General features: G+C 65.9%; 23 protein-coding genes. 11 read left to right on the plus strand and 12 right to left on the minus strand.

Annotated elements, in window-relative coordinates; translation table 11 throughout:
* The first annotated feature begins 162 nt into the window (after window positions 1-162).
* Window positions 163-504 (plus strand): hypothetical protein, encoded by a 342-nt coding sequence (locus AC07UW_RS04325; protein WP_223494686.1) that lies wholly within the window; start codon window positions 163-165, stop codon window positions 502-504.
* A 76-nt stretch (window positions 505-580) separates the two neighbouring features.
* Here the strand turns inward: AC07UW_RS04325 and AC07UW_RS04330 are convergent, their stop codons facing one another.
* The 3 genes from AC07UW_RS04330 to AC07UW_RS04340 all read right to left on the minus strand — a co-directional run bounded on the left by AC07UW_RS04330 (window position 581) and on the right by AC07UW_RS04340 (window position 5,343).
* Window positions 581-2,170 carry an MASE1 domain-containing protein gene (locus AC07UW_RS04330; protein WP_223494688.1) on the minus strand — a complete coding sequence of 530 codons (1,590 nt, stop codon included), beginning with the start codon at window positions 2,168-2,170 and terminating at the stop codon, window positions 581-583.
* A gap of 192 nt (window positions 2,171-2,362) precedes the next feature.
* Window positions 2,363-3,982, minus strand: coding sequence for an MASE1 domain-containing protein (locus tag AC07UW_RS04335; protein ID WP_495211493.1), 1,620 nt, complete (start codon window positions 3,980-3,982; stop codon window positions 2,363-2,365).
* 83 nt (window positions 3,983-4,065) lie between these two features.
* The gene (locus AC07UW_RS04340; RefSeq protein WP_425507087.1) at window positions 4,066-5,343 is read right to left on the minus strand and encodes an NAD(P)/FAD-dependent oxidoreductase; all 1,278 of its coding nucleotides are present in this window, start codon (window positions 5,341-5,343) and stop codon (window positions 4,066-4,068) included.
* 161 nt (window positions 5,344-5,504) lie between these two features.
* Here AC07UW_RS04340 and AC07UW_RS04345 point away from each other — a divergent pair, with 161 nt between their 5' ends.
* From AC07UW_RS04345 to AC07UW_RS04355, 3 genes are all read left to right on the plus strand, one after another.
* Entirely contained in the window at window positions 5,505-6,266 is a 762-nt protein-coding gene (locus AC07UW_RS04345) for a gamma-glutamyl-gamma-aminobutyrate hydrolase family protein (protein ID WP_132825490.1), read from the plus strand.
* Entirely contained in the window at window positions 6,263-7,657 is a 1,395-nt protein-coding gene (locus tag AC07UW_RS04350) for a glutamine synthetase family protein (RefSeq protein ID WP_025875326.1), read from the plus strand. The genes AC07UW_RS04345 and AC07UW_RS04350 overlap by 4 nt, the downstream gene beginning before the upstream one ends.
* 91 nt (window positions 7,658-7,748) lie before the next feature.
* Window positions 7,749-8,858, plus strand: coding sequence for a polyamine ABC transporter substrate-binding protein (locus AC07UW_RS04355; RefSeq protein ID WP_032975677.1), 1,110 nt, complete (start codon window positions 7,749-7,751; stop codon window positions 8,856-8,858).
* Here AC07UW_RS04355 and AC07UW_RS04360 read toward each other — a convergent pair.
* Complete coding sequence (locus AC07UW_RS04360; protein ID WP_495211494.1) at window positions 8,855-10,324, minus strand: flavin-containing monooxygenase; 1,470 nt, start codon at window positions 10,322-10,324, stop codon at window positions 8,855-8,857. The genes AC07UW_RS04355 and AC07UW_RS04360 overlap by 4 nt on opposite strands.
* A 247-nt stretch (window positions 10,325-10,571) precedes the next feature.
* Between AC07UW_RS04360 and AC07UW_RS04365 the strand changes: the two genes are divergently transcribed.
* From AC07UW_RS04365 to AC07UW_RS04380, 4 genes are all read left to right on the plus strand, one after another.
* Complete coding sequence (locus AC07UW_RS04365; RefSeq protein WP_495211495.1) at window positions 10,572-11,708, plus strand: ABC transporter ATP-binding protein; 1,137 nt, start codon at window positions 10,572-10,574, stop codon at window positions 11,706-11,708.
* The gene (locus AC07UW_RS04370; protein ID WP_223494694.1) at window positions 11,705-12,637 is read left to right on the plus strand and encodes an ABC transporter permease subunit; all 933 of its coding nucleotides are present in this window, start codon (window positions 11,705-11,707) and stop codon (window positions 12,635-12,637) included. Before AC07UW_RS04365 ends, AC07UW_RS04370 begins: the two co-directional genes overlap by 4 nt.
* Window positions 12,634-13,476: an ABC transporter permease subunit gene (locus tag AC07UW_RS04375; protein ID WP_025875316.1), complete on the plus strand. Its 843-nt coding sequence runs from the start codon at window positions 12,634-12,636 to the stop codon at window positions 13,474-13,476. The genes AC07UW_RS04370 and AC07UW_RS04375 overlap by 4 nt, the downstream gene beginning before the upstream one ends.
* Before the next feature lie 63 nt (window positions 13,477-13,539).
* Window positions 13,540-14,904 (plus strand): NAD-dependent succinate-semialdehyde dehydrogenase, encoded by a 1,365-nt coding sequence (locus AC07UW_RS04380; protein WP_032975683.1) that lies wholly within the window; start codon window positions 13,540-13,542, stop codon window positions 14,902-14,904.
* Window positions 14,905-15,048: 144 nt separating this feature from the next.
* Here AC07UW_RS04380 and AC07UW_RS04385 read toward each other — a convergent pair whose 3' ends face one another.
* The 6 genes from AC07UW_RS04385 to AC07UW_RS04410 all read right to left on the minus strand — a co-directional run bounded on the left by AC07UW_RS04385 (window position 15,049) and on the right by AC07UW_RS04410 (window position 20,416).
* The gene (locus AC07UW_RS04385; RefSeq protein WP_223494696.1) at window positions 15,049-16,077 is read right to left on the minus strand and encodes a magnesium and cobalt transport protein CorA; all 1,029 of its coding nucleotides are present in this window, start codon (window positions 16,075-16,077) and stop codon (window positions 15,049-15,051) included.
* Between the two features lie 15 nt (window positions 16,078-16,092).
* Window positions 16,093-17,334, minus strand: coding sequence for a lipoprotein N-acyltransferase Lnb domain-containing protein (locus AC07UW_RS04390; protein WP_495211496.1), 1,242 nt, complete (start codon window positions 17,332-17,334; stop codon window positions 16,093-16,095).
* Window positions 17,331-18,212: a CorC family transporter gene (locus AC07UW_RS04395; protein ID WP_032975685.1), complete on the minus strand. Its 882-nt coding sequence runs from the start codon at window positions 18,210-18,212 to the stop codon at window positions 17,331-17,333. The genes AC07UW_RS04390 and AC07UW_RS04395 overlap by 4 nt, the downstream gene beginning before the upstream one ends.
* Window positions 18,213-18,276: 64 nt before the next feature.
* Window positions 18,277-18,861: a hypothetical protein gene (locus tag AC07UW_RS04400; RefSeq protein ID WP_336032724.1), complete on the minus strand. Its 585-nt coding sequence runs from the start codon at window positions 18,859-18,861 to the stop codon at window positions 18,277-18,279.
* 86 nt (window positions 18,862-18,947) lie between these two features.
* The gene (gene ybeY / locus AC07UW_RS04405; protein WP_059063681.1) at window positions 18,948-19,433 is read right to left on the minus strand and encodes an rRNA maturation RNase YbeY; all 486 of its coding nucleotides are present in this window, start codon (window positions 19,431-19,433) and stop codon (window positions 18,948-18,950) included.
* Window positions 19,430-20,416, minus strand: coding sequence for a PhoH family protein (locus AC07UW_RS04410; RefSeq protein ID WP_025875300.1), 987 nt, complete (start codon window positions 20,414-20,416; stop codon window positions 19,430-19,432). Before AC07UW_RS04410 ends, ybeY begins: the two co-directional genes overlap by 4 nt.
* A gap of 364 nt (window positions 20,417-20,780) precedes the next feature.
* On the opposite strand from AC07UW_RS04410, the gene AC07UW_RS04415 reads away from it, so the two are divergent.
* The 3 genes from AC07UW_RS04415 to AC07UW_RS04425 are packed head-to-tail and all read left to right on the plus strand — an operon-like array spanning window position 20,781 to window position 23,790.
* Complete coding sequence (locus AC07UW_RS04415) at window positions 20,781-21,737, plus strand: HlyD family secretion protein (RefSeq protein WP_495211497.1); 957 nt, start codon at window positions 20,781-20,783, stop codon at window positions 21,735-21,737.
* A gap of 20 nt (window positions 21,738-21,757) precedes the next feature.
* Window positions 21,758-22,681 carry an ABC transporter ATP-binding protein gene (locus AC07UW_RS04420; RefSeq protein WP_495211498.1) on the plus strand — a complete coding sequence of 308 codons (924 nt, stop codon included), beginning with the start codon at window positions 21,758-21,760 and terminating at the stop codon, window positions 22,679-22,681.
* Entirely contained in the window at window positions 22,678-23,790 is a 1,113-nt protein-coding gene (locus tag AC07UW_RS04425) for an ABC transporter permease (RefSeq protein ID WP_495211499.1), read from the plus strand. Before AC07UW_RS04420 ends, AC07UW_RS04425 begins: the two co-directional genes overlap by 4 nt.
* 132 nt (window positions 23,791-23,922) lie before the next feature.
* Here the strand turns inward: AC07UW_RS04425 and miaB are convergent, their stop codons facing one another.
* Both miaB and AC07UW_RS04435 read right to left on the minus strand, forming a co-directional pair.
* Complete coding sequence (gene miaB / locus AC07UW_RS04430; protein WP_223494703.1) at window positions 23,923-25,341, minus strand: tRNA (N6-isopentenyl adenosine(37)-C2)-methylthiotransferase MiaB; 1,419 nt, start codon at window positions 25,339-25,341, stop codon at window positions 23,923-23,925.
* Window positions 25,342-25,483: 142 nt separating this feature from the next.
* Window positions 25,484-26,104: a glutathione S-transferase family protein gene (locus tag AC07UW_RS04435; protein ID WP_099842221.1), complete on the minus strand. Its 621-nt coding sequence runs from the start codon at window positions 26,102-26,104 to the stop codon at window positions 25,484-25,486.
* Window positions 26,105-26,132 lie beyond the last annotated feature (28 nt).

Raw genomic sequence — 26,132 nt, forward strand, 5'->3', positions numbered from 1 at the left:
GATCGTGGTCAGGCTTCAGTTGCCTGGACGCTGCCCATTATTTCAACCATGGAGATGCCTGTGAGATTTTCCCGATTTTCGATCGTGGCTTCTGCCGCTGCCTTGCTTGCTGCGCCTGGACTTGCCTTGGCCTGCTGCCCGAGTGGAGGCAATGGTGTCCAGATGGCGCAGGCCGGATTGGGCGAGGCTCAGCCTGCTGCCGTCAACCTGAGTGCCGATCCGGCCTGGTCCGTGTACGCATTCGAGCGCGATGGAGTCGCGTATTACCAGGTCAATGATCTTGCAGGCCAGGTGGTGCTGATCATCGCCAACATCGATTCGACATTCTGGACATTGCCGGCCGGAAAGGCGCCGGTCCGCACCTCGCTGCCCTCAAGGCAACTGCCCTTGCCGCAGAATAGCCGCCGACGCACTGTTTTCCAGGGACCAGACTTCTCGCTTGTCGTCCACGGCGAAGGCCGCGACGCAATCTGGTCCGTCGAGTCCGCCAGCGGCGGCAAGTAATTCGCCCTGATGCTGGACTGGGTCAGCACCCTGCAGCGGTTGTCCGCTGCGGGGCTGGCCGGGGCGCATGCCCCTCTCAGTGTCGGGCGGATGTCTCGCTGGAATAGCTCAAATCTCGAGGCGGAGCAAGCCAGGGGCTGTCGAGAGGCGTGTCCCGCATCATGATCCTGATACGGTTGGTTCGGCATTGCACCGCGCCGGAGTAGGCATTTGCCCTGGCCGAGAGCCGCTCGATGGCCAGCCCCTGCGTGGCCGGCGTCAAGGTACTGTGCCGATCAAGCAGGGCCACGGTGAACACGATTCCCAGCTGGCCTCCGGATCGCCCGCAACGGGCGCGGATCAGGATCTGGCCTTTTTCTTCCTCCAGCAGCAACAACACCGCTTCGGCAAGCAGGCGATAGGCGGCCAACTGCAGCCCCATGCTCAGCTGGCAGGGATCGCCCGCAAGCAGCGGGCGGACCAGCCGATGGCTGGAATCCCAGGCCTCGCGCAGGCCGCCGGCCTGCAATGCGACATACAGCCCGGCGTGCTCGAGCTCGGTGGGGTATACCCTGCTGGTCAGTTCGCGGAACTGTTGCGAACGTGATGAGAAGGTTCGCAGCAGATCCGTAGCGGGTCCTTCGTGGCCGTTGGCCCTCAGCAGATGCGCCGTTTCTCCGAGCGCCGCTTCGATATCGTCGGCAATCCGACGCAGCCCCAAGGCCCGTTCCCGAAGATCCCGTTCGTTGGCGAGGTGCGCCGAACGTGAAAACGCAATCGCCTGGGAGACCTCCATCGCAGGGCGGGCCTGCTGGTGGTAGTGATGGGTGATGCGCGAGCCCAGCGCGAGCAGTGCAGTACTGGTGATTGCAATGATCTGCTGGGTGAAGAACGTAGTCTGGTCGAACGAGCTTGGAAGGCCGGTGGTTGGCATCGTCACGCTCAGCATGAGGTTCATGAGCGGGACACCGACTGCCGCGCCGCGCCAGCCATGCATGCAGGTGAGAGCGATCACAGGCAGCACCAGCAGCAACTGCAGAAGGGCGCGTGCCATGGGATCGTGGGCACCTACCAGTGCGATGAGCGCACCCAATACACATAGGGAACACAGCGCGGCTAGCGTTGGTGGAAGTCTCCAGACGCTCCAGTCATAGCCGCTGCGGCGACGCATCCACAGCAGTGCCAGCGGCGCGACCGTGAGGATGGCGATGTAGTCGCCGAGCACGAACAGTGCCGCATTGGAGTAGAACGGCATGCTGGGCGGGGCGGGCCAAAGCAGGTGGGACAGGCCGAGTTTCAAGGCACTGGCCACCAACGCGGCCGATGCTGCCACCGACAGCAGCCATCCTTCAGTTGTGGCCTCCATCGCCTTGCGATGGAGGTGGATGATCAATGCAACGGCCGGCATCAGGCAGGCGGAGGCGAGAATCACCCAGCCCAAGCCATAGGCTTCGATCATCGGATAGCGCATCTGGGCGAAGTAGGCGTACTCGCCCAGGATGAGGTACGGCCAGAGGCGGGGTGGGCACAGCAACAGCGCTGCAACGCGGATGCCGGCTGGCAGGAAGAACTGGTCAACCGACAGTCGCCATGTGGCCCAGCAGGTGATCGCGTACAGGGCAGCAAGCGCAATACCGACCGGTCGGATGCGGAAGCTCAGTTCAAACCCACTCTTCAACCAGTTCAAGCGCAAGCCTCCCTTGCTCGTCGCACGCTATCGCGATCCTGTCGATACATGAACAACTCCCTTACCGGACAGTATCGGGAGATCTGGAAAGGCGCAATCTCCGCTTCAGCTCATGGCGCTCGGAATGGGGCGCGCAGATGAAATGCCGGACAATGGAAGTCACGGCTGGTTTGTGATGTGCATCGCACTTTGCTATTCGTGATTCGCGGCTGGCGGCGGTTGCTGGAATGGATCGACTCCACTCGCGCGCCGTTCATCACGAACGGAGATCACGCCCCCGGGCGGGATATCGATCGATTCTTCCAGCAGGATCCTTATCCGATTCCGACCGCAGTGCAGCGAGCCGCCATAGGCCAGTATGCGTCCGGCCAGCTGCTCGGCTGCCTGGTCCATGGTCGATCGTGCCAGAACATGCCTGCGGTCTATCATCGACGCAAGCAGGACAATGCCACGGCGGTCGCGGTGAACGCCACAACGTCCGCGCACGATGAGCTGGCCGGTTTCGCCTCCAAGCAGGATTGAAACCGCCTCAACAATGGAGCGGTAAGCCGCCAGTTGGAGGCCGGAACTGAGTCTGCACGGATCGCCACTCAATCGAGGCTGGCAGACACGGTGGGTACTGTTCCAGTTTTCGCGCACTCCGCCTGCCTGCAGGGCCACATACAGCCCCAGCCTTTCCAGCGCAGCCGGGAAGATCATGCTCGCCTGTGCACGGAACAGACGCGAATGCACTTCAGACGTGTGTTTGAGGCTATGCGCCACTGCGTGGTGGCCTTGGGCATGGAGCCAGTTCACCATCTCATTGAGAGACAGGTCCAGTCCGTCGCCCAGACGGCGTAGGTGAGCGGCGCGTTCGCGTAGGTCCATCTCGCTGGATGCATGCGTTCGCCGGGCGAGAAGCAGGGTGTTCCTTCCATCTTCTTCACGCAGCCGGTGCTGATTCTGGAAGTGCGTTATGCGGGCGCCCAACAGCAGAAGAGCCACACTGGCGATGGCCATGGCCTGCTGGGTGGCGAACGTTGCAGCATCGAACGCTTCGGGCTCGACCTTCGGGGTCGTCAGTCCGATGATGAGATTCACCATCGCTACGCCGATTGCGGCGCCACGCCAGCCCAGCAGGCAGGTCAAGGCGATGGCAGGAATGGGCAGGAGCAGCAGCATTTGCAGGGAACCCGAGGCGGCCATGGTGACGGGTGATACGGGCGTTGCGTGCATCCCCACCAGGAGCGTGACTGCCAACGAGGCGGCGGTGAGCGCGACGGCCCGGGGGGGCCAGGGTTCTTCCTTGCGCCGGATCCACAGCAGCGCCAGTGGAGCGAGCACCAGGATGCCGATGAAGTCACCCAGCGCGTAGCGCACGGCGCTCGTCAGGAAAGAGGTCTCGCGCAACGGCGGCCACAGCAGGTGGGAGATGCACAGGTTGAGCAGGCTCACCACCACGGCACAGCACATCGCGATGGAGATGATGCCAACGATCGTGGTGCGCTCCAGCAGTTTCCGGTGCAGACGGATGATCAGCATCGTGGCAGGCATCAGGAACACTGAGGCGAAGATCACCCAAGTGAGGCCGTATTTGCCGAGAAGCGGAATGCGCAACTGCGCGAAATACGCATACTCACCCAGCAACAGATAGGGCCACAGCCGTGGCGGGCACAGCAGCAACGCTGCCACGCGCACGCCCGCTGGCAGGTAGAACTGGTCCAGCGAGAACTTGCGGGTACCCCAGCATGCCAGCGCATAAAGCACTGCCAGGGCCAGCCCTTCGGGGCGGAGCCGTATGCGTACCAACAGCCCCTCAGTCCACCATCGCATCCAGGTACTCCGCTGCGTCTGCGTAGATTATGCGAACAAAGCGCAGGTGTGGATCAAGTGGCTGAAGTGCGTCGGGCGCGGTTTCACCACAACGCATCCCGCAGCTTGTACCAGGACATGGCCGCCACCAGCAGCGGCATGCGCAGCAGGCGTCCGCCGGGGAAGGGGCCATGGCGCAGGCGCTGGAACACGTCCAGCCGCTCGCTCTGGCCAACGATGGCTTCGGCGATCACTTCACCGGCCAGCCCGGCCGCTGCCACGCCGTGGCCGGAGAAGCCCTGCGCGAAGTACACATTTCCATCCAGCCGGCCCCAGTGCGGGGCACGGTTGCGGGTGATGTCCACATAACCGCCCCAGACCTGCTGCAGCGGGATGTCGGCCAGTTGCGGGAACACCTCGTGCATGCGCCGCTGCATCACCCGGTGCAGGCCCGGCGGCGGCAGCGCGGAATAGCTGGCGCGGCCACCGAACAGCAGGCGGTGGTCATGGCTGAGCCGGAAATAGTCCAGCGCCCAGGCCGTATCGGAGACCGCCATGTTGTTGCCGATCAGGGCGCGGGCGCGTTCGGCCCCCAGCGGTGCGCTGGCGCCGATATACGTACCGACCGGCATGATGCGCCGCTCAAGCTCAGGCACCAGCCCCTGCAGCAGGGCGTTGCCGGCCACCACCAGCTGCGGCGCGCGCACGCTGCCGTGGTCGGTATGCAGCGCCGCATGTGCGCCGCGTTGAATGCGCGTCACCGGCGATTGTTCGTGGATGACCACCCCGGCTGCGCGCGCGGCATCGGCCAGCCCGCGGGCGTAGGCCAGCGGATGCAGGTGGGCGCTGAGCGGGTCGAACATCGCCGCGCGGTAGCGCGGACTGTCCAGTTGCCCACGCAGGGCATCGCGCTCCCACCACTGCATCGGATAATCGTAATGTCGCTGCAGGTGTTCGCAGGTGGCGCGCAGGTCGCGCTCGTGGCGTGCGCGGATGGCAACGCTGGCGTGGCCCTCCACCCAATGGCACTCGATGCCATGCTGGTCGATGCGCGCGCGCATCGCCTGTACCGCCTCGCGCGACCAGTCGAAGAGGCGGCGCGCATCCTCGCGGCCGAGCTGGCGTTCCAGCTCGTCCACTTCGCAGCCGTAGCCGACCAGCGCCTGGCCACCATTGCGGCCCGAGGCTCCCCAGCCGATCCGCTGCGCTTCCAGCACCACCACCCGCTGGCCGCGCAGGGCCAGTTCCAGTGCGGCGGTGAGGCCGGTATAGCCGGCGCCCAGTATCGCCACATCGGCATGCACTTCACCGCGCAACGGCGGCAATGCGGGCGGTTCGGGCAGGCTGCTGGCGTACCAGCTGGGCGGGAAGGCGGCGCTCACCGGCGGCCTCGCAGAAGCGGGAAAGGGCGTCGGAGCGGAGGAGGACGGTCGGGCTTCACACCGATAGTTTGGCCCAAGCCGGGCGCCCGTGGTGTGAGGGCAGCGGCTTGCCGATGCCGATGCCGGGCGCGTACCTTGATGCCACGCCAAGGAGTTTCCCCATGCGCCGCCTGCCCTGGGTGGGCCTGCCCACCGACAGCACCGTGCTCGGCCATCATCGTTTCGCGGTGGCCGGGGAAAAATATGTGCGTGCGTTGGTTGACGCTGCGCAGGCAACACCGCTGGTGCTGCCGAGTCTGCAGCCACCGCTGCCGGCGCGCGATTGGCTGCAGGGCCTGGATGGCCTGCTGCTGACCGGCGCGGTCAGCAACATCGAGCCGCAGCATTACGAAGGGGGGCGTACCTGGAACGGCAACCGGCATGACCCGGCGCGTGACGCCACTGCGTTCGCGCTGCTGCGCGAGGCGCTGGCGATGGATCTACCCGTGCTGGCGATCTGCCGCGGATTCCAGGAATTGAATGTGGCGCTCGGTGGCACGCTGCATCCGCAGGTGCATGCAGTGCCTGGCCTGGCCGACCATCGCGAAGATCCACAGGCGCCGGTGGAGGTGCAGTATGGGCCGGCCCACGCGATCACCCTGGCCGATGGGGGGTGGCTGGCGCAGTGGAGTGCCGCCGATCGGGTGCAGGTCAATTCAGTGCACGGGCAGGGCATCGCACAGGTTGCCGAAGGCCTGCAGATCGAGGCCTGGGCCGATGATGGCCTGGTCGAAGCAGCACGCAGCCCGCGCCATCGATTCGTGCTCGGCGTACAGTGGCACCCGGAGTGGCGTGTCATGCAGACGCCGTTCTATCACGCTATTTTCCGTGCGTTCGGCCAAGCTTGCCGGCAGCACCAACAGAATCGACTGGAATCCCCATGAGTTCCCGAACGCGCCCGCGCAAGACGGCCACGCCCCCGCCCCCGCAGGAAAGCAGCCTGCTGCGCTGGCTGAAGGAGCGGCGCATCACCGAGGTCGAATGCCTGGTTCCGGACATCACCGGCAATGCGCGCGGCAAGATCATCCCCGCCGACAAGTTCTCGCACGACTATGGCACGCGCCTGCCTGAAGGCATCTTCGCGACCACCGTCACCGGCGAATTTCCAGACGATTACTACGACCTGACCTCGCCGTCGGACTCGGACATGATCCTGCGCCCCGACCCGGACACCGTGCGCATGGTGCCGTGGGCGACCGACCCGACCGCGCAGGTCATCCATGACTGCTACACCAAGAACGGCGAGCCACACGAACTGGCCCCGCGCAACGTGCTGCGCCGGGTGCTGGATGCCTATACCGAGCTCGGCCTGCGGCCGGTGGTCGCGCCCGAGCTGGAATTCTTCCTGGTGCAGAAGAACACCGATCCGGATTTTCCGCTGCTGCCCCCGGCGGGCCGCTCCGGTCGCCCGGAAACGGCAAGGCAGTCGTACTCGATCGACGCGGTCAACGAGTTCGATCCGATCCTCGACCTGATGTACGACTACTGCGACGCGATGAAGCTGGACGTGGATACGCTGATCCACGAATCCGGCGCGGCGCAGCTGGAGGTCAACTTCACCCACGCCAATGCGATGGATCTGGCCGACCAGGTGTTCCTGTTCAAGCGCACCATGCGCGAATCGGCGATGCGCCATGGGGTGTATGCCACCTTCCTGGCCAAGCCGATGGAGAACGAGCCGGGCAGTGCGATGCACATCCACCAGAGCCTGCTGCGCATCAGCGATGGCCAGAACGTGTTCACCGGCGAGCACGGTGGTGAGGATTTCAGTCCGCTGTTCGCCCATTACCTGGCCGGCCTGCAGAAATATGTGCCGATGGCCATGGCGTTCTTCGCGCCGAACGTGAATTCCTACCGGCGCCTGGTGTTCGGTGAGGTCTCGCCTAGCAACGTGCACTGGGGCTTCGACAACCGCACCTGCGGCCTGCGGGTGCCGCTGGATACGCCGGAGAACATGCGGGTGGAAAGCCGCTTTGCCGGCTCCGACGCCAACCCTTACCTGGCGATGGCCGCGACCTTGGCCTGCGGGCTGCTCGGCATCCGTGAGCGCCTGGCGCCGGATGCGCCGGTGACCGGCAGCGCCAAGGAACTGGGCTACGACCTGCCGCGTTCGCTGGGTGAAGCGCTGGACGGGCTGGAGCAGTGCAGCGAGCTGCAGGCGCTGCTCGGCGAGCGCTTCTGCCGCGCCTACACCTCGGTCAAGCGCAAGGAATACGAGACCTTCTTCCGCGTGATCAGTTCGTGGGAGCGCGAGTTCCTGCTGCTGAACGTGTGAAGGCCGCGAATAGAAAAATCCCTCGCCGGGGGGTAGGCTGGCACCCGTCGCCGGCCCGGCCGGCCCCCCTTTCCGCATTCTGGAGCACCCGATGAAGCTGCGTATCCTCACGCTCGGCCTGGCCTCCGCCATGCTTTCCGCCTGTGGCGGCGGCAACGGCGGCGGACAGGACAGCCAGGTCCTGAACGTCTACAACTACAGCGACTACATCGCCGAAGACACCATCCCCAACTTCGAGAAGCAGAGCGGGATCAAGGTCACCTACGATGTGTTCGACAGTGACGAGATGGTCGAGACCAAGCTGCTGGCCGGCAACAGCGGCTACGACGTGGTGGTGCCGACGCTGAACTTCTTCGGCCGGCAGATCCAGGCCGGCGTGTTCCTGCCGCTGGACAAGTCGAAGATCCCGAACCTGGCCAACCTCGACCCGGCGGTGATGAAGCGCATCGCCACCCAGGATCCGGGCAACCAGTACGGTGTGCCGTACATGATCGGCACCACCGGCATCGGCTACAACGTGGACATGCTGAAGGAGCGCTTCGGTGGCAGCACCGACATCGCCAACAGCTGGGACCTGGTGTTCAAGCCGGAAAACATCAGCAAGATGAAGGACTGCGGCGTGACCATCCTGGACACGCCGGCGGACATGATTCCGATCGCGCTGCACTACCTGGGCCTGGACCCGCACAGCGGCGATCCGGCCGACCTGCAGAAGGCGGCGGACCTGCTGAAGTCGATCCGCCCGTACGTGCAGAATTTCCACTCCTCGCAGTACGTGGGCTCGCTGGCCAACGGCGGCACCTGCCTGGTGGTGGGCTGGTCGGGTGACATCATCCAGGCCCGCGACCGTGCGGCCGAGGCCAGCAATGGCGTGCACGTGGCCTATTCGATCCCGAAGGAAGGCGCGCCGCAGTGGTTCGACATGCTGGCCATCCCGAAGGATGCCAAGCATCCGGAAGCGGCCTACGCATTCATCAACTATCTGCTGGAACCGAAGGTGGCCGCGGCCAACACCAACTTCATCCACTACGGCAACCCGGTGCCGACCGCGACCCCGCTGGTGGACGAGGCGATCCGCACCGACCCGACCATCTACCCGCCGGCCGACGTGGCCGCGAAGATGTTCACCTATTCGATCAACACGCCGGAGACCGACAAGCTCTACACCCGGCTGTGGACCGAGGTGAAGACCGGTCGCTAAGCGTTTTCGGTAGCGCCGGGCCTTGCCCGGCAGCTGTCTTGCCCTGCGCCGGCGCCGGTACTGCCGGCCCGGCCAAGGTGCCGCAGGATGGCGGGCAACAGGTCGCGCGCATCGCGACCGCCGTTGCACAGGAATGATGAGCTCATCCGCTGCAGGTTGTGCATGCCGATGAAGAACAGCCCGGGCTGAGGGGAGACGCCGAACTCGCCGAGCGGGTAGCCGTGTTCGTCCAGCACGCCGTCCACATCCAGCCACGGCCATTCGGCGACGAAGCCAGTGGCGAGGACAACCGAGCGGATGCCGGCAGCGTTCAGATCCAGTTCGCGCGGCGAGGCGTCAGGCTCCCAGTGCAGGTACACCTCTTCGGGAATGTAGCGGGCGTCATCGGTGCGCGGTTCGGGCCGCGTGGCGTAGTACCCGCTGGCCAGTGAATCGAGATAGGCGTATTCGGCCCGCGTCGCCTCGACCGCGGTGCGCAGCTGTGGGCGGACATCGGCGAAGCGAGCGATGTCCGCGTCGAAGCCCTGCAGACGGCCCAACAGAGTGATGCCCTCGCGATGCATCGCCAGCAGGCTGATCGAGCTGCCCAGGCCTGCGCGTCCCTTGCCGGAAATCAGCGGGAACTCTGCGGTCCGGGCCTTGCGCAGCGCGCCCGGCTCCCCGGCGAGTACCCCGGCCGATTCACTCACATGCTGGTGGATGCGTCCGGCCATGTCCCACCAGGTCATCGAATCCTTGCCGCGCAGCCGGCGCGTATGCGAATGGCGCTCGGCCAGCGACCAATACACGTTACGGCCACTGGCGCGGAGATCCTGGGCGATCTGCGCGCCGGACTGGCCGCCGCCGATGACCAGCACCGCGCCGTCGGGAAGCTGCCGGGAACTGCGGTAGTTGCTGGAGTGCAGTACCGCCAGCGCCGGCCCGGGCGCAAAGGGAACGCGGGGCATCCGGGGACGGCCGTATTCGCCGGTGGCCACCACCACCGCAGCGGCCTGGATCGGCCCGTGACTCGATTCGATGGCGTAGCCGCCCGCCTTGGGCGTGACACGCAGGACCGCGCAGCCTTCGTGGATCGGCAGTGACCTTTCGCTTGCGTAGTCGCGGAGCCGCTGGATCACTTCCGGTGCGGCCATGAAGCCCTCCGGGTCGTCGCCCGCATAGGCGTGGCCATGCAGGGCCATCGTCGCGTTGGCGGTGTTGGTCTGGAAGGAATCCCAGCGCCGCCGCCAGCTGGCGCCCACGGTTTCCGCCTCCAGTACGCGATGCGCGACGCCGGCCTCCTGCAGGACCGCGCTGAGTGACAGCCCGGCCTGGCCGGCGCCGATGATGGCCACCTCCAGCCGATCGGCTAACGAGGGCTGGGGGGCGGGTGGGGCGAAGACAGAAGTGTCTGCGGATGTCACGCGTGTTCGTCCATGGTCGGCCTCGATCCTGGGGATTGCGACGGGGTAGTGGCGGGCGATCAAGGCTCCCGGTTCTGAAAAACGTTGCAGATTGGGCGCGGCACCCGCAGGCCAAGGCGGAAACAACAGGGAACGGCCACGCAGGGGGCGCGTGTTGCGCCTGGAGTGCGCCATTTGCGGGCCAAACCCGACACCGGTCCGGTACTCCAGGACGGCCAGCGGCGCCTTCCCGCCCGCCGTCGTCATATCCCCATCGGCCCCCGGCCGGTAGAATGGCGGCCGCTGTCCACCGCCCGCTCCCGGAGCCCCCATGCCCGTTGAAGCCCAGCCGGAAGCCGCCGTCGTCGAAGCGACCGGTGTGCCCGGCTATCTCTCCATTCGTGATCTGCGCAAGGAATTCGATGGCTTCGTCGCCGTCGACGACGTCAACCTGGACGTCCGCAAGGGCGAGATATTCGCGCTGCTCGGTGGCTCCGGCAGTGGCAAGTCGACCCTGCTGCGCTGCCTGGGCGGCTTCGAGACACCCACCAAGGGCAGCATCACCGTCGATGGCCAGCGGATGGACGCGCTGCCGCCGTACCAGCGGCCGGTCAACATGATGTTCCAGTCGTATGCGCTGTTCCCGCACATGACCGTGGAGCAGAACATCGCCTTCGGCCTGAAGCAGGACGGACTCGCCCGCGAGGCCATCGCCAAGCGCGTGGGCGAGATGCTCGACCTGGTGCAGATGGGCCATCTTGGCAAGCGCAAGCCGCACCAGCTGTCCGGCGGCCAGCAGCAGCGCGTGGCGCTGGCGCGGTCGCTGGCCAAGGGGCCCAAGCTGCTGCTGCTGGACGAACCGATGGGCGCGCTGGACAAGAAGCTGCGCTCGCAGATGCAGCTGGAGCTGGTCAGCATCATCGAGTCGTCGGGCGTGACCTGCGTGATGGTGACCCACGACCAGGAAGAGGCGATGACCATGGCCACCCGCATCGCGGTGATGGACGCCGGCTGGATCCAGCAGGTCGGCAAGCCCGATGAAGTCTACGAGCAGCCGGCCAACCGCTTCGTTGCCGAGTTCATCGGTTCGGTCAACCTGTTCGACGGGGTGATCGACGAGGACCTGCCCGAATACGTGACCGTGCGTTCGCCGCTGTTCCCGGCGCCGGTCTACATCGCCCACGGCATCACCTGCTATGAAGGGCAGCCGGTCGCGTTCGCGCTGCGCCCGGAGAAGGTGATGATCGGCAAGGACGAGCCGGAAGGGCACACCAACAAGGCGCAGGGCGTGATCGAGGACATTGCCTACTTCGGCAGCCATTCGGTCTACCACGTGCGCCTGCCCAGCGGCGCCAAGGTGCTGGCCAACTTCGCCAACTCGCAGCGCTGGGCCAGCGATGGCCTGACCTGGGGCGACCAGGTGTGGGTGCACTGGCGTGACAACGACGGCGTGGTGCTGACCTCATGAGCACGGCGGGCCTGAAGCGCTGGCTGCCGGGCACGCGTGCCACGGTGATTGGCATTCCGTACCTGTGGCTGCTGCTGTTCTTCGCCGTGCCGTTCCTGATCGTGCTGATGATCAGTTTCTCGCACAGCCGGGTCGGCTCGCCGCCGTATACCTGGCTGCTGCAGTACGTCGATGGTGGGCTCTCGCTGAAGCTCAACCTCGAGAACTACCTGGCGCTGTTCCGCGATTCGATCTATGCGCAGGCGTTCCTGAGCTCGATCAAGATCGCCGCGATCTCGACCTTCTTCACCCTGCTGATCGGCTATCCGATGGCCTATGCCATCGCCCGCCTGTCGCCGGCCGCGCGCAACGTGGCGATGATGCTGGTGGTGCTGCCGTCCTGGACCTCGTTCCTGATCCGCGTCTATGCATGGAAAGCGATCCTGGACCGCAACGGCCTGCTCGACCAGTTCCTGCAGTACACCGGCCTGCAGTCGCTGATGACCTCGATGGGCCTGCCGAAACTGCAGCTGATCGACACCCCGACCGCGGCCTACATCGGCATCGTGTACTGCTATCTGCCGTTCATGGTGCTGCCGCTGTACGCCAACCTGGTCAAGCATGACCACCGTCTGCTGGAAGCAGCCTACGACCTCGGCGCCAAGCCGTGGCAGGCGTTCCTGCGCATCACCCTGCCGCTGTCGAAGGCGGGCATCATCGCCGGCTGCATGCTGGTGATGATTCCGGCGATCGGCGAATTCGTGATCCCGGAAATGCTGGGTGGCTCGGAAACCCTGATGGTCGGTCGCCAGCTGTGGAACGAGTTCTTCAACAACCGCAACTGGCCGGGCGCCTCGGCGATGGCGGTGGCGATGATCCTGTTGCTGCTGGTGCCGATCCTGCTGTTCAACCGATCCCAGCAGCGGTTGCTGGAAGGGAAGCAGGCATGAGCCCGCGTTCTGCCAAGGGCCTGGGCCTGGGCGTGCTGCTGCTCGGCTTCGCTTTCCTGTACCTGCCGATCCTGCTGTTGATGTTCTATTCGTTCAACAGCTCACGGTTGGCCATGGTCTGGGCCGGGTTCTCCACCCGTGCCTACAGCGATCTGTTTGCCGACCGGGCGCTGATGGATGCGATGTGGACCAGCCTGGTGGTCGCGTTCTGGACCGCCTGTACCGCCACCGTGCTCGGCACGCTGGCGGCGATGGTGATGACCCGCTTCAAGCGTTTCCGCGGGAAGCCGTTCTTCGGTGCGCTGGTGACCGCGCCGCTGGTGATGCCGGACGTGATCCTCGGCTTCTCGCTGATGGCGCTGCTGGCCTCGATGGGCGCGATTCCGGGCTTCCCGGCGCGTGGCCTGGCTACCATCTGGATCGCCCACGTCACCTTCACCCTGTGCTTCGTCACCGTGGTGGTGTCCTCGCGCCTGCAGGAGATGGACCTGTCGCTGGAAGAAGCGGCGATGGATCTCGGCGCGAGCCGGCTGACCGTGTTCACCCGCATCACCCTGCCGATCATCGCCCCGGCGCTGGTGGCCGGTTGGCTGCTGGCGTTCACCCTGTCGCTGGATGACGTGGTGGTGGCCAGCTTCGTTGCCACGCCGGGCTCGACCACGCTGCCGATGAAGGTGTTCGCCTCGGTACGCATGGGCATCAGCCCGAAGATCAATGCGCTGGCCACGCTGCTGGTGTCTGCAGTGTCCATTGCTGCGGTGATCGGCTGGTACATCAATGCGCGTGCGGAGAAGCGACGCCAGCGCGACCTGCAGCTGGCCCGCCAGGACAACGGCTGAGCCGGCAACATCCGGCTCACGGCGGCCGGCGCACAATGGGGGTCTACCTGATGGAGACCCCCCATGACCGTCGAGATCATCAACCCGGCCACCGGCCAGGTGACCTACCGCCATGAGCTGATGGATGCCGCTGCCATCGAGCAGCGCCTGCAGGCCGCAGCCGAGGCGTTCCCACGCTGGGCCGAGCGCTCGCTGCAGGATCGCGGGGCGATCCTCAAGCAGATTGCCGGCCAGCTGCGTGCGCGCCGCGATGACCTGCAGCAGGCCATGACCAGCGAGATGGGCAAGCTGAAGGCCGAGGCCCTGGCCGAAGTGGAAAAGTGCGCGACCACCTGTGAGTTCTATGCCGACCATGCCGCCGACTATCTGAAGCCGCAGCTGATCGATACCGAGGCCCAGCGCAGTTACGTGCGCTATGAACCGATCGGCTGCGTGTTCGCGGTGATGCCGTGGAATTTCCCGATCTGGCAGGTGTTCCGCTTCCTGGCCCCGGCGTTCATGGCCGGCAACGTGGCGCTGCTCAAGCACGCCAGCAACGTGCCGCAGTGCGCCGACCTGATCCTGGCGGTGTGCCGCGATGGCGGCCTGCCGGACGGTGTGTTCGACGTGCTGCACATCGACAACGACCAGGCTGCCGACGTACTGCGCGATGCACGGGTGAAGGCAGTCACCCTGACCGGCAGCGAGAGGGCAGGGCGCTCCATCGCGTCCAACGCTGGCAGCCAGTTGAAGAAGTCGGTGATGGAGCTGGGCGGCAGCGACGCCTTCGTGGTGCTCGATGATGCCGACCTGGACAAGGCGGTTGCCGCCGCGGTGAAGTCGCGCTTCGACAACAGTGGCCAGACCTGCATTGCCGCCAAGCGCTTCATTGTGGTTGAAGCGGTGGCCGATGAATTCACCCGGCGCTTCGTCGAAGCTGCAGGCGAGCGTCAGTACGGCGACCCGAACGAGCGCGGCACCACGCTGGCACCGATGGCCCGTGCCGACCTGCGCGACGAACTGCACAAGCAGGTGCAGGCCAGCGTCGCCAAAGGCGCGCGGGTGCTGATCGGCGGCGAACCGATCGCCGGTTCGCATGCGGGCTACCCGGCCAGCGTGCTCGACCAGGTGGGGCCGGGCATGCCGGCCTATGACGAAGAACTGTTCGGGCCGGTCGCTGCGGTCATCCGGGTCAAGGATGAAGCCGAAGCGCTGCGCGTGGCCAACGACACCCGCTTCGGCCTCGGCGGCAGCGTGTGGACGCGTGACCCGGTGCGTGGCGAGTCCTTCGCCCAGCGCATGGAATGCGGCGCGGCCTTCGTCAACGCCATCGTCAAGAGCGATGCGCGGTTGCCGTTCGGCGGCAGCAAGGAGTCAGGTTTCGGCCGTGAACTGGCCGACCACGGCATCCATGAGTTCATGAACATCAAGACCATCTACGTGGCTTGATGATCACCCAATGCGCCACGACAGGTACGCCAGGTGTCGACCGTCGTGGCCTACCGGTCTGGTGGGTATCGACCCAATGCGCCACGACCAACGGTCGTGGCCTACCGGTTTGGTGGGTATCGACCGTTGGTCGATACGCCTTTATTACAGCCACTTCACCCGCTTGAACAGCCGGTACAGGCCAACGCAGATGCCACCGACAGCGACGATCATCAGCGGGTAGGCCCATGGCTGGTTCAATTCCGGCATGTGGCTGAAATTCATGCCATACCAGCTGGTGATCAGCGTCGGCGCGGCCAGCAGCGCGGCCCATGCACCCAGCCGCTTCACCGTCTCACCCTGGGCCAGCGTCACCAGTGACAGGTTCACGCTCAGGGCCGTGCCCAGCATCTCGCGCAGCGTGTCGATGACATCGCTGATGCGTACCGCATGGTCGTGCACGTCGCGGATATACAGCTTCACTTCGTCCGGGAACAGCTCGCCCTGGTAGCGGCGCAGCTGTGCCAGTACATCCTGCAGAGGTGCCACCGCCATCCGCATCTTGTTCAACTCGCGCTTGAGCTCGTACAGGCGCACCACCGTGCTGCGCTTGTAGCTGTCGGCGAAGATGTCCTTCTCCAGCAGTTCCAGGGTGTCGCGGAAGCGGTTGGTGATGGGCAGGTAATTGTCGACCACGAAGTCGGCCACGGCGTACAGGCAGTACGACGGGCCCATTTTCAGCAGCTGTGGTTCGCGCTCCACGCGCGCGCGTACCGGTGCGTACGAGAGCGAGGCGCCGTGGCGAACGGTCACCAGGAACCGTGGGCCGAGGAAGGCATGGGTCTCGCCGTACTGGATGCGCTCGTCAACCATCTGCGCGGTGGTCACCACCACGAACAACGAGTTGCCGTAGGCCTCCACCTTGGGGCGCTGGTGCGCGTTGCGCGCATCTTCGACGGCCAGGTCGTGCAGGCAGAATTCTTCCTGCAGCTTCAGCAGTACATCTTCGTTCGGATCGTACAGGCCGACCCAGACGAAACCATTGTTGCTGGCGATGACATCGCTGATGGCATCCAGGCTGATGTCGTGGCGTTTGCCGTCGTCATCGTAGTGGACGCAGTTGATGACGCAGGTGGGATTGGCTGCGGTGGAGGCGGCAGCAGCAGGGGCGGGCAGTGAGGCGGGCAATGACATGCCCGCCATCGTGCGTCAGTGCTGCGTTTCCGACAAGTGAGGACGGCGCCCCAGCACCCAGGCCAGCGCCGCGTGGACCGGCAGCAGCAGTACGATCCACTGCACGTTGTACTGCGCCTGCAGGCTCAGCCAGTGCAGCACCAGGGCAGCCACGGCCTGCACCGCCACCAGCCACAGCACGATCCTGAACATGCGGCCAGGCACGCGCCGCCGCAGCAGGCTGATCGCCCCCGGCAACAGCAGTACGCACAGCGGCGACAGCAGCAGCAGGTTGCGGTTGGCCCAGGCAGCGTAGTGCGTGCTGAAGCCCCACAGGAACACCAGCAGGCCGCCGGCGATGGTGCACAGCAGCCACAGCGGCAAGGCCAGGCCGGCCAGCAGGCGCGTACGCCTGCGCAGCGCCAGCACGCCCGCTGCAATCACCAGGCCACACAGCAGCCACGGCCACCAGTGGCGCGCGAAATCCTTCGGTTCGGGATCGATGCGGTGCGGCAGCAGTTCCTGCTCGGACTGCACCAGCGGGCGGCCGTCGCTGTTGCGGGCTTGCCGCAGGGCATCGGCCAGGCGCATCGGCACGAAGGCTTCCTGCCAGCGCGACAGCGGCTGGTCGGCAAACGGACCCAGGCCGATATCGAAGCCCAGCCACATCCACGGGGCCGGCGACGCCAGGCGCACCGACTCGCTGCGATAGGTGTTGCCACGCGAACGGCCCGACAGCTGTGAATGCAGCCCGCCGCCCAGTGCCTTGTCCAGCGTGTCGCGCACCATCGTCGCGCAGTTGGCCGTGTAGTAATCGTAGTGGTAGCGCGCGTTTTCCGGCTTGGCCCGTTCGGCCAGGTCGGCGGCCAGTGAGCGTGCCTGGTCCGGGGTGATATCCAGCCACTGTACGCTGGCACCGCGGCCGGTCTCGTCGTAGTACGACAGGTCCTGCTGCAGTGGCAGGGCCACCAGGTAATACATCATGTCGCCACGTACGAAGCGGCCGATGAAATCCTGTTCGGACGGATCGAAGTAGCCGAAGTTGTATGAGATCGCCTCGCCGCTCACCGGGTCCAGCACGACGATGGCATCGTGGCCGAAGCGTTCGAAGAACACGGTGCCGGGCTGCATGGTGACCACACCGACGCGCGGGGCAGGGGCATCGCTGGCCGTCGAAACGGTCGGCGCCGCCGCCTGCGCGAACGCAGCCAGGGGCAGGGCCGTGGCCAGCAGGCACAACGCCAGCCACAGGGTCAGGATCAGGCCACGGTGCTTCAAGCGTCGTCCTGCGCGTCCGGTGCCAGCACCGTTACATGGAAGGCCTGGACCCGGCGCGCATCGGCGCGGGCTACGCGGAACATGAAGCGGTCCAGCGCCAGTTCGTCACCGACTTCCGGCAGATGGCCCACCGCTTCGGTCACCAGTCCACCGATGGTGTCGTAGTCCTCATCGGAGAAGGTTGCACCGAAGCGCTCGTTGAAATCGCCAATCGGCGTCAGTGCATCCACCACGTACTGGCCATCGGCCTGGATGGCGATCTGCGCGGAGAAATCCTCGGCCTCGTCATGCTCGTCGTCGATCTCGCCGACGATCTGCTCCAGCACGTCCTCGATGGTGACCAGGCCGGCGACACCGCCGTACTCGTCCACCACGATCGCCATGTGGTTGCGCGACAGGCGGAATTCCTTCAGCAGCACGTTGAGCTTCTTCGCTTCCGGAATCAGCACCGCCGGGCGCAGCAGCTCACGCACGTTGCCCGGACCGTTGTCGGCAACCACGCCGCGCAGCAGGTCCTTGGCCAGCAACACGCCGAGGATGTCGTCCTTGTTTTCGCCATGCACCGGGAAGCGCGAATGGCCGGACTCGACCACCTGCTTCATCAGCTCCAGGAAGGGCGCCTCGACCGGCAGCGAGACCATCTGCGAACGCGAGATCATCACGTCGCCCACGGTCAGCTCGGCCACCGAAATGGCACCTTCCATCATCTTCAGGGTATCGGCGGCGATCAACCCTTCTTCCTGCGCGGTGTGCAGGACAGCGACCAGCTCGTCGCGGGTGTGGGGTTCGCCGGAAAAAGCAGACGTCAGGCGTTCAAGCCAGCCGCGCTTCTTTTCACTGTGCTCCACGAAGGAGCTACTACTGTCGTCTTCTGACATCTCTGGAAAAAAGGCACCCGGCAGGCCGGGCGATGACCCAAGTCTAGCAGGATGTGGGGGCCTGTCAGTGACCGTCGGCCGCCGGGGCGGTGGCGGCCGGGCCCTCGTCCTCGGCCGGCAGGTCCAGGCTGTAGGTGCAGCCGGCCAGGGTCCTGCCGGGGTGGCTGGCGACGGTGGATACGCTGAGGATGATCGACTCGATCTGCGCCTCCCCGGTCTTCGGGTCGGTCACATCGCGGCTGACCAGCTCGCGCCCGGCCATGAACTTGCCGTCCTGGTCGTAGCCGATCTCCAGGGCCAGCTGCTTGGCCAACGGCCGCGGGTCGGCCTGGTCGAGTACGGCCATGACGCTGGCGCCGGCCACGGCCACACGCTCGGTCTGCTGGCCGAACACGGTGATCGGGCTGGCCAGCCGGTACTCGCTCATGAACTGGTTGCCCTGCGGCAGCGGCTGCAGGCCGTGGGCGACGGCCTTCAGCGGATCGGCCAGCAGCGGTGCCAGTGCGGCGTGCTCGGCCACGCCCTGGCGGCATTCGATCAGGGCAGGCAGGTCCAGCGGCGCGGCGGAAGCGGTGGAGGCAAGCAGTAAGGGCAGTGGCAGGAAGGTACGCAGCAGCACAAGCGGGTTCCGTAATAGGGCCGAGCCCATGCTCGGCTGCTTTTTTGCCAGGTGGGCGGGGCGCATGGTGCGCTGCGGCCGAGCATGGGCTCGGCCATACGGGCACCGGCCCGCTGTCAGCGCTCGCCCGCGTACGGGTCGTCGATGCCAAGCTCGGCCAGGATCTCGCGCTCCAGCTGTTCCATCGCCTCGGCTTCCTTGTCGTCCTCGTGGTCCCAGCCGAGCAGGTGCAGCACGCCGTGCACGGTCAGGTGCGCGTAGTGGGCGTTGAGCACTTTGCCCTGCTCCTCGGCTTCACGCGCCACCACCGGTGCGCAGATCACCAGGTCGCCCAGCAGCGGGAACTTGACGCCCTTGGGCAGGCCCTCCGGCACGTCGGCCGGGAAGCTCAGCACGTTGGTGGCGTAGTCCTTGCCCCGGTAATGCCGGTTCAGCGACTGCCCTTCCTTGCTGTCGACCACGCGGATGGCCAGGTCGGCCTCGCGGATGCGGCCCTTCAGCGCAGCCGCCACCCACTTGCGGAAGCTGACGGCCGAGGGCAGCCCGGCACGGGGCAGGGCGTAGCTGACGGCGACATCCAGTCGTACGGGACCACGGGTCATGGAGTCGCTCCAGGTTGGATCTCATGCAGGTCGCGGCGGTCGTAGGCACTGACGATGCGCGCCACCAGCGGGTGGCGGACCACGTCGCGGGCTTCGAAGAAGGTGAAGCTGACGCCCTCCACGTCGCGCAGCACGTCGATCGCATCGCGCAGGCCGGACTTCACATGCTTGGGCAGGTCGGTCTGGGTCAGGTCGCCGGTGACCACGGCGGTGGAACCGAAGCCCAGGCGGGTCAGGAACATCTTCATCTGTTCGATGGTGGTGTTCTGCGCTTCGTCCAGGATCACGAACGCATCGTTGAGCGTGCGGCCGCGCATGTAGGCCAGCGGCGCGATCTCGATGACGTTCTTTTCCAGCAGCTTGAGCACCTTTTCCACGCCCAGCATTTCATACAGGGCGTCGTACAGTGGGCGCAGGTACGGGTCGACCTTCTGGCTGAGGTCGCCCGGCAGGAAGCCCAGCTTCTCGCCGGCCTCGACCGCCGGACGCACCAGGATCAGGCGCTGCACGCGTGATTCGTTCAGTGCTTCCACCGCGCTGGCAACGGCCAGGAAGGTCTTGCCGGTACCAGCCGGGCCGATGCCGAAGTTGATGTCGTGGCTGACGATCTGGTGCAGGTAGCGGCTCTGGTTGGAACCCCGGCCGCGCACGGTTCCGCGCTTGACCTTGATCGCCACGTCCTGCGCTTCGTAGGAGCGGTCGGCGATCTGTTCGATGTTGGCCGCGTTCAGCCGCAGGTGAATGGCGTGGTTGTCGAAGGTGGTCTCGGCCGCTTCTTCGTACAGCGCCTCGATCAGTTTCTGCGCCTCGGCGCTGGCCTCGGCCGGGCCGCTGATGCGGAACACGAAGCCGCGATTGGCGATTTCCACGCCAAGCTTCAGTTCGATCTGGCGCAGGTGGCCGTCGAACGGGCCGCACAGGTTGGCCAGCTGCGCGTTGTCTTCCGGCGACAGGGTGAAATCTCGATGCTCGATGCTTTTCATTGCTTGGGGTGGGGCGGGGTCGCCGTCCACCGCGATGGAGTCAGGGACGACAAGGGTAACGCGCAAGCCGGCATGACGACAGTTCTCCACACCGGGTGTGGACCGGCGCCGAAGAAACCTGTGGATAGATCCTCGCAGGGCTTGTGCCACAAGGAAGATGATGCGGTGGTGAAAATTGTGCCAGTGCCTGCGGGGTTTTCCACATGCGGTGTGGACGGTGTTGCCACGAACCTGTGGATAGGTGGCAGCGAACCTTGCGGCAGTGGCCTTGGCAGCGACTGATCAATTATTGGCCAGCGCTGATCTGGATCATTGCGGGTGCACAGGGAGCATGGCACCGTGGCGCCATCGCAGGAGGTGGCGCATGGCCGTGGGCACGTGGGTGCGCAGGATGGGGTTGCTGGGCAGCTGCCTGCTGGCGGGGTGCGGCGAAGCACCACCAGCAGCACTGGGTACGCTTGAATGGGACCGGATCAGCGTGCCCGCACCGGCGGCTGAAGTGATCAGTACCGTTGACGTGCGCGAGGGGCAGGCGGTCAAGGCGGGCGCGCTGCTGATGCGCCTGGATCCTGCCCGTGGCGCAGCCCAGCTCGACGCCGCACAGGCCGAAACGGCCCGCGCGCAGGCACAGCTCGAGGAACTGCAGGTGGGACCGCGTCCGGAGCAGATCGCCCAGGCGCAGGCACAGCTCACCGCGCTGCGCGCGCAGGCGGCGGAAGCCACCGCGTACTACCGCCGGGTGCAACCACTGGCCCGCCAGCGGCTGGTGGCGGCCGCCGACCTCGACCGGGCGCGAGCGGCCGCCGACAACGCCGTGGCCAGCGTGCGCGCTGCCGAACAGGCGTGGCTGGAGCTGCAGCGCGGCAACCGTCGTGAGGACATCGCCCAAGGCCAGGCTACCTCCAGGGCGACACAGGCACAGGAGGTCGTGCAGGCCGTCAACCTGCAGAAACTGCAGCTGCGCGCGCCGCGCGATGGCGTGGTTGATGCGTTGCCCTACAGGCAAGGCGACCAGGCACCGATCGGTGCGCCGTTGGTGGTGATGCTGGTGGGCGAACGGCCGTATGCGCGCGTGTACCTGCCGCAGCCGTTGCGCCTGCAGGTGAAAGTAGGGCAGGCGGTGCAGGTGCAGCTGGACGGCGCGAATACCGTATTGAAAGGGCATGTGCGATCGATCCGCAGCGAACCCTCCTTTACCCCCTATTACGCGTTGACCGGTGATGACGTCTCGCGGCTGAGCTACCTGGCCGAGATCGAGATCGACGACAGTGCCGACATGCAGGCGCTGCCCGCCGGGCTGCCGGTGCAGGTGCGTTTCTGAATCCGGTCGATGACATCGCCGTGCGCGCGCAGGGCCTGAGCCGCCGTTTCGGCGACCTGCTGGCGGTGGACAACGTCGATCTGCAGGTGCCGCGTGGGCAGGTATACGGCTTCCTCGGCCCGAACGGCTCGGGCAAATCGACCACCATCCGCATGCTGTGCGGGCTGCTTGAGCCGAGCGCGGGCGAGATCGACGTGCTGGGCTTGGCGATCCCGGCGCAGGCCGAAGCGTTGCGCCGCCGCATCGGCTACATGACCCAGCGCTTTTCGTTATACGAAGACCTGTCGGTGCGGGAGAACCTGGAATTCCTTGCCGCCATCCAGGATCTGCCACGCGCGCAGGCGCGGCAACGGGTCGATGCGCTGCTGCAGCAATACCGCCTGCAGGATCGCCAGGTGCAGTTGGCCGGGACCCTCAGTGGGGGACAGAAGCAGCGGCTGGCGCTGGCCGGTGCGGTGATCCATGCGCCGGAACTGCTGTTCCTGGATGAGCCGACCAGTGCGGTCGATCCCGAGTCGCGTCGCGATTTCTGGGAGGCGCTGTTCGAACTCGCCGATGCCGGCACCACGGTGCTGGTGTCCACCCACTACATGGACGAGGCCGAACGCTGCCACCGGCTGGCGATCCTTGATCGCGGTGCCCTGGTAGCCGATGGCACGCCGGCCGAACTGTGCGCGCAGCTGCAGGGCCGCACCCTGGCCGTCACCACCGCGCAACCCCGGCAGGCCAGCCGCGCGCTGGCAGCGTTGCCGGGCGTGCTCAGCGTGGCGCAGATCGGCACCGAGCTGCGTGTGCTGTGCAGCGAGGGCGCGGCCGATACCGCCTTGCTGGCGCAGGCCCTTGCCGCCGCCGATCCGCAGGCCAGCATCGAACCGGTGGCGCCCAACCTGGAAGACGTCTTCGTTTCCGCTACCCGTGGCCGCGGCCGGGAGCCGGCGGCATGAGCCTGCGACGGCTGTGGGCGATCATGCTCAAGGAGCTGCGCCAGCTGCGCCGCGACCGGATCACCCTGGCGATGATCATCGGCATCCCGGTGATGCAGCTGCTGCTGTTCGGGTATGCGATCAACCTCAACCTGCGACACCTGGATGCCGGCATCGCCGACCAGGCCAACAGTGCGGCGTCGCGCGCCCTGGTGCAGGACATGGTTGCCACCGGTGTGATCGCCCCGCGCGCGCAGGCCTATACGCCCGATCAATTGATGGAAGCGTTGCGACGGGGCAGGATCAGCGTGGGCATCGTGATTCCCGTCGATTTCGAACGACGCCGCTACGAAGGCCGCGAAGCGGTGCAGGTGCTGGTCGACGGAAGCGACACGGTGGTGCAGAGTGCGGCGATCCAGCTGGCGCAGGTGCCGCTGGACACGCGCCCGACCAGCAACACGCGGCCGCTGCGCGAAGGCAGCATCGCTAGCGGGCCGGTAAGCGTCATCAGCTTTTACAATCCGCAACGACGGTCAGCGGTGAACATCGTGCCCGGCCTGATCGGGGTGATCCTGACCATGACCTTGGTGATGTTCACTGCGGTGGCGGTGGTGCGCGAGCGTGAACGCGGCAACATGGAGCTGCTGATCGCCACGCCGGTGTCGCGCAGCGAACTGATGGTCGGCAAGGTACTGCCATATGCAGCGATCGGTCTGCTGCAGACCACCCTGGTGCTGCTGCTGGGAACCTGGTTGTTCGAGGTCCCAATTCGCGGCAGCCTCGTTGATGTCTACCTGGCGGCGGTGCTGCTGGTGCTGGCCAACCTCGCGCTGGGCCTGTTGATTTCAACGCGCGCGCGGTCGCAGTTCCAGGCCATGCAGATGACCCTGTTCCTGTTCCTGCCATCCATCCTGCTGTCGGGCTTCATGTTCCCGTTCGCCGGCATGCCCCGGCCGGTGCAGTGGTTGGCTGAAGTATTGCCGCTGACCCATTTCCTGCGCCTGGTACGCGGCATCATGCTGCGCGGTGCTTCGCTGTGGGAGCTGTGGCCGGACGCGCTGGCACTGCTGGTGTTCATCGTGGCGATGATGACCCTGGCCATCCTGCGCTTCCGCAAACGCCTGGATTGAAGCACGCCGACCAACGGTGGGCATCCACCGCGGTAGGTGCCGACCGCTGGCCGGCATCAATTGCGGTGGGTGCCCACCGTTGGTCGGCACACCTCAATTCCTCGGTAGGTGCCGACCGTTGGTCGGCACACCTTATTCTGTCACGACGCGCCCGCGCAGCGAGTTGGTCATCGCTTCAGTGATCACCACGTCCACGAACTGGCCGATCAGGCGCGGGTGCGCCGGGAAGTTCACCGAACGCATGTTCTCGGTCTTGCCAGTCAGTTCGTTCGGGTTCTTGCGCGAAGGGCCTTCCACCAGCACGGTCTGTACGCTGCCGACCATCTTTTCGGAGATCTGCGCGGCATGCGCGTTGATCCGTTCCTGCAGCCGCGACAGGCGCGCATGCTTTTCCGCGTCGCTGATCGTGTCTTCCAGGTCTGCAGCCGGCGTGCCCGGGCGACGCGAATAGATGAAGGAGAAGCTGTGGTCGAAGCCGATATCCTCGATCAGCTTCATGGTCTTCTCGAAATCAGCATCGGTCTCGCCGGGAAAACCGACGATGAAGTCCGAACTGATCGAGATATCGGGGCGCACCGCACGCAGCTTGCGGATCTTCGACTTGAATTCCAGTGCGGTGTAACCGCGCTTCATCGCTGACAGCACGCGGTCGCTGCCTGCCTGCACCGGCAGGTGCAGGAAGTTGGCCAGCTGCGGCACGTCGCGGAACGCGTCGATCAGCGAATCGCTGAACTCCAGCGGATGCGAGGTGGTGAAGCGGATGCGACCGATGCCGTCGATCTCGGCGATGGTGCGGATCAGCAGGCCCAGGTCGGCGAGCTCGCCGTCACCATAGGGGCCACGGTAGGCGTTGACGTTCTGGCCGAGCAGATTGATCTCGCGCACGCCCTGTGCCGCAAGTTGTGCCACTTCCACCACGACGTCTTCGAACGGGCGGCTGACTTCGGTGCCACGCGTGTAGGGCACCACGCAGAACGAACAGTACTTGGAGCAGCCCTCCATGATCGACACGAATGCCGATGCGCCATCAGCACGCGGTTCGGGCATGCGATCGAACTTCTCGATTTCCGGGAAGCTGATGTCCACCTGCGGGCGCTGCTGCTCGCGACGGGCGCGGATCAGTTCCGGCAGGCGATGCAGTGTCTGCGGGCCGAACACCAGGTCGACGAACGGCGCACGCTTGATGATCGCCTCGCCTTCCTGCGACGCCACGCAACCGCCTACGCCGATGATGACCTCGCGGCCCTGGTTCTTCAGGCTCTTCCAGATGCCCAGCTGGCTGAACACCTTCTCCTGCGCCTTTTCGCGGATCGAGCAGGTATTGACCAGGATGACGTCGGCGTCTTCCGGGCGATCGGTCAGTTCCAGGCCATCGCTGGCGGCGAGCACGTCGGCCATCTTGGCCGAGTCGTACTCGTTCATCTGGCAACCGTGGGTCTTGATGTACAGCTTGCCTTTCACCTGGTCGGGCTTGCGCGGACCAGAGGGCAGGGCAACGAGCGGGGTACCGCCCGGCGTGGCGGGCGGAAAGACGTCTGGCGTCCCGGTCATGGCGCTTAATCCATTCGGGTGGCGGGAAAGGGGGCGATTCTACCCTCATCCCGCCCCGCTCGCCCTGCGCTCGCGCGGCGCCATGGTCCCGCGCCACCCGCATCCCGCCCCGTTCGGTAGCGCCGGGCCGAGCCGGGTGCCCTCACGCCGCGATCAGCTCCGCATCGATCTGCCGCGAACGATCAAACGCGGTCATCGCGCTCATCCGATCGATGTAGGCGGCCGTCGCCGGTGCTGGCTGCACCAGGCCGAACGCACTGGTCCATGCCAGCGCATTGCCCCACAGCACGTCGGCCGCACTCATCACCTCGCCCAGCAGGTACGGCCCCTGCGCCAGCTGTGCCTCGATCACCTGCAGCACCGTATCGGCATCGTTGTAGGGCGACATCAGGCGCGGCGGCGGCTCGCGATGCATGGCCTTGTCGATCATCGCCGGCTCGAAACACGCGCCATAGAAGGCCATCCAGCGCAGGTAAGGGCCGCGCAGGGCATCGCCGATCGGCGGTGCCAGCCCGGCTTCCGGGTATAGGTCGGCCAGGTACAGATAGATCGCCACCTGCTCGGTCACCAGGGCGCCGTTGTGGACGATGGCCGGCACCTTGCCCATCGGGTTGATCGCCAGATAGGCCGGTGCCAGGTTGGCACCGGCCTTCAGGTCCAGCACCTGCATGCGGTAGTCGGCGCCCAGCGCTTCGAGCAGGGCGACAGCGCCGCTCGAGCGTGAACGGGCGGCGTGGTAGAGGGTGATCTGGCGTGACGTCATGGCATTGCTCCCTGCAGGTGGTGGTGAA

This window comes from Stenotrophomonas sp. GW821-FHT02D01 (assembly GCF_059421765.1).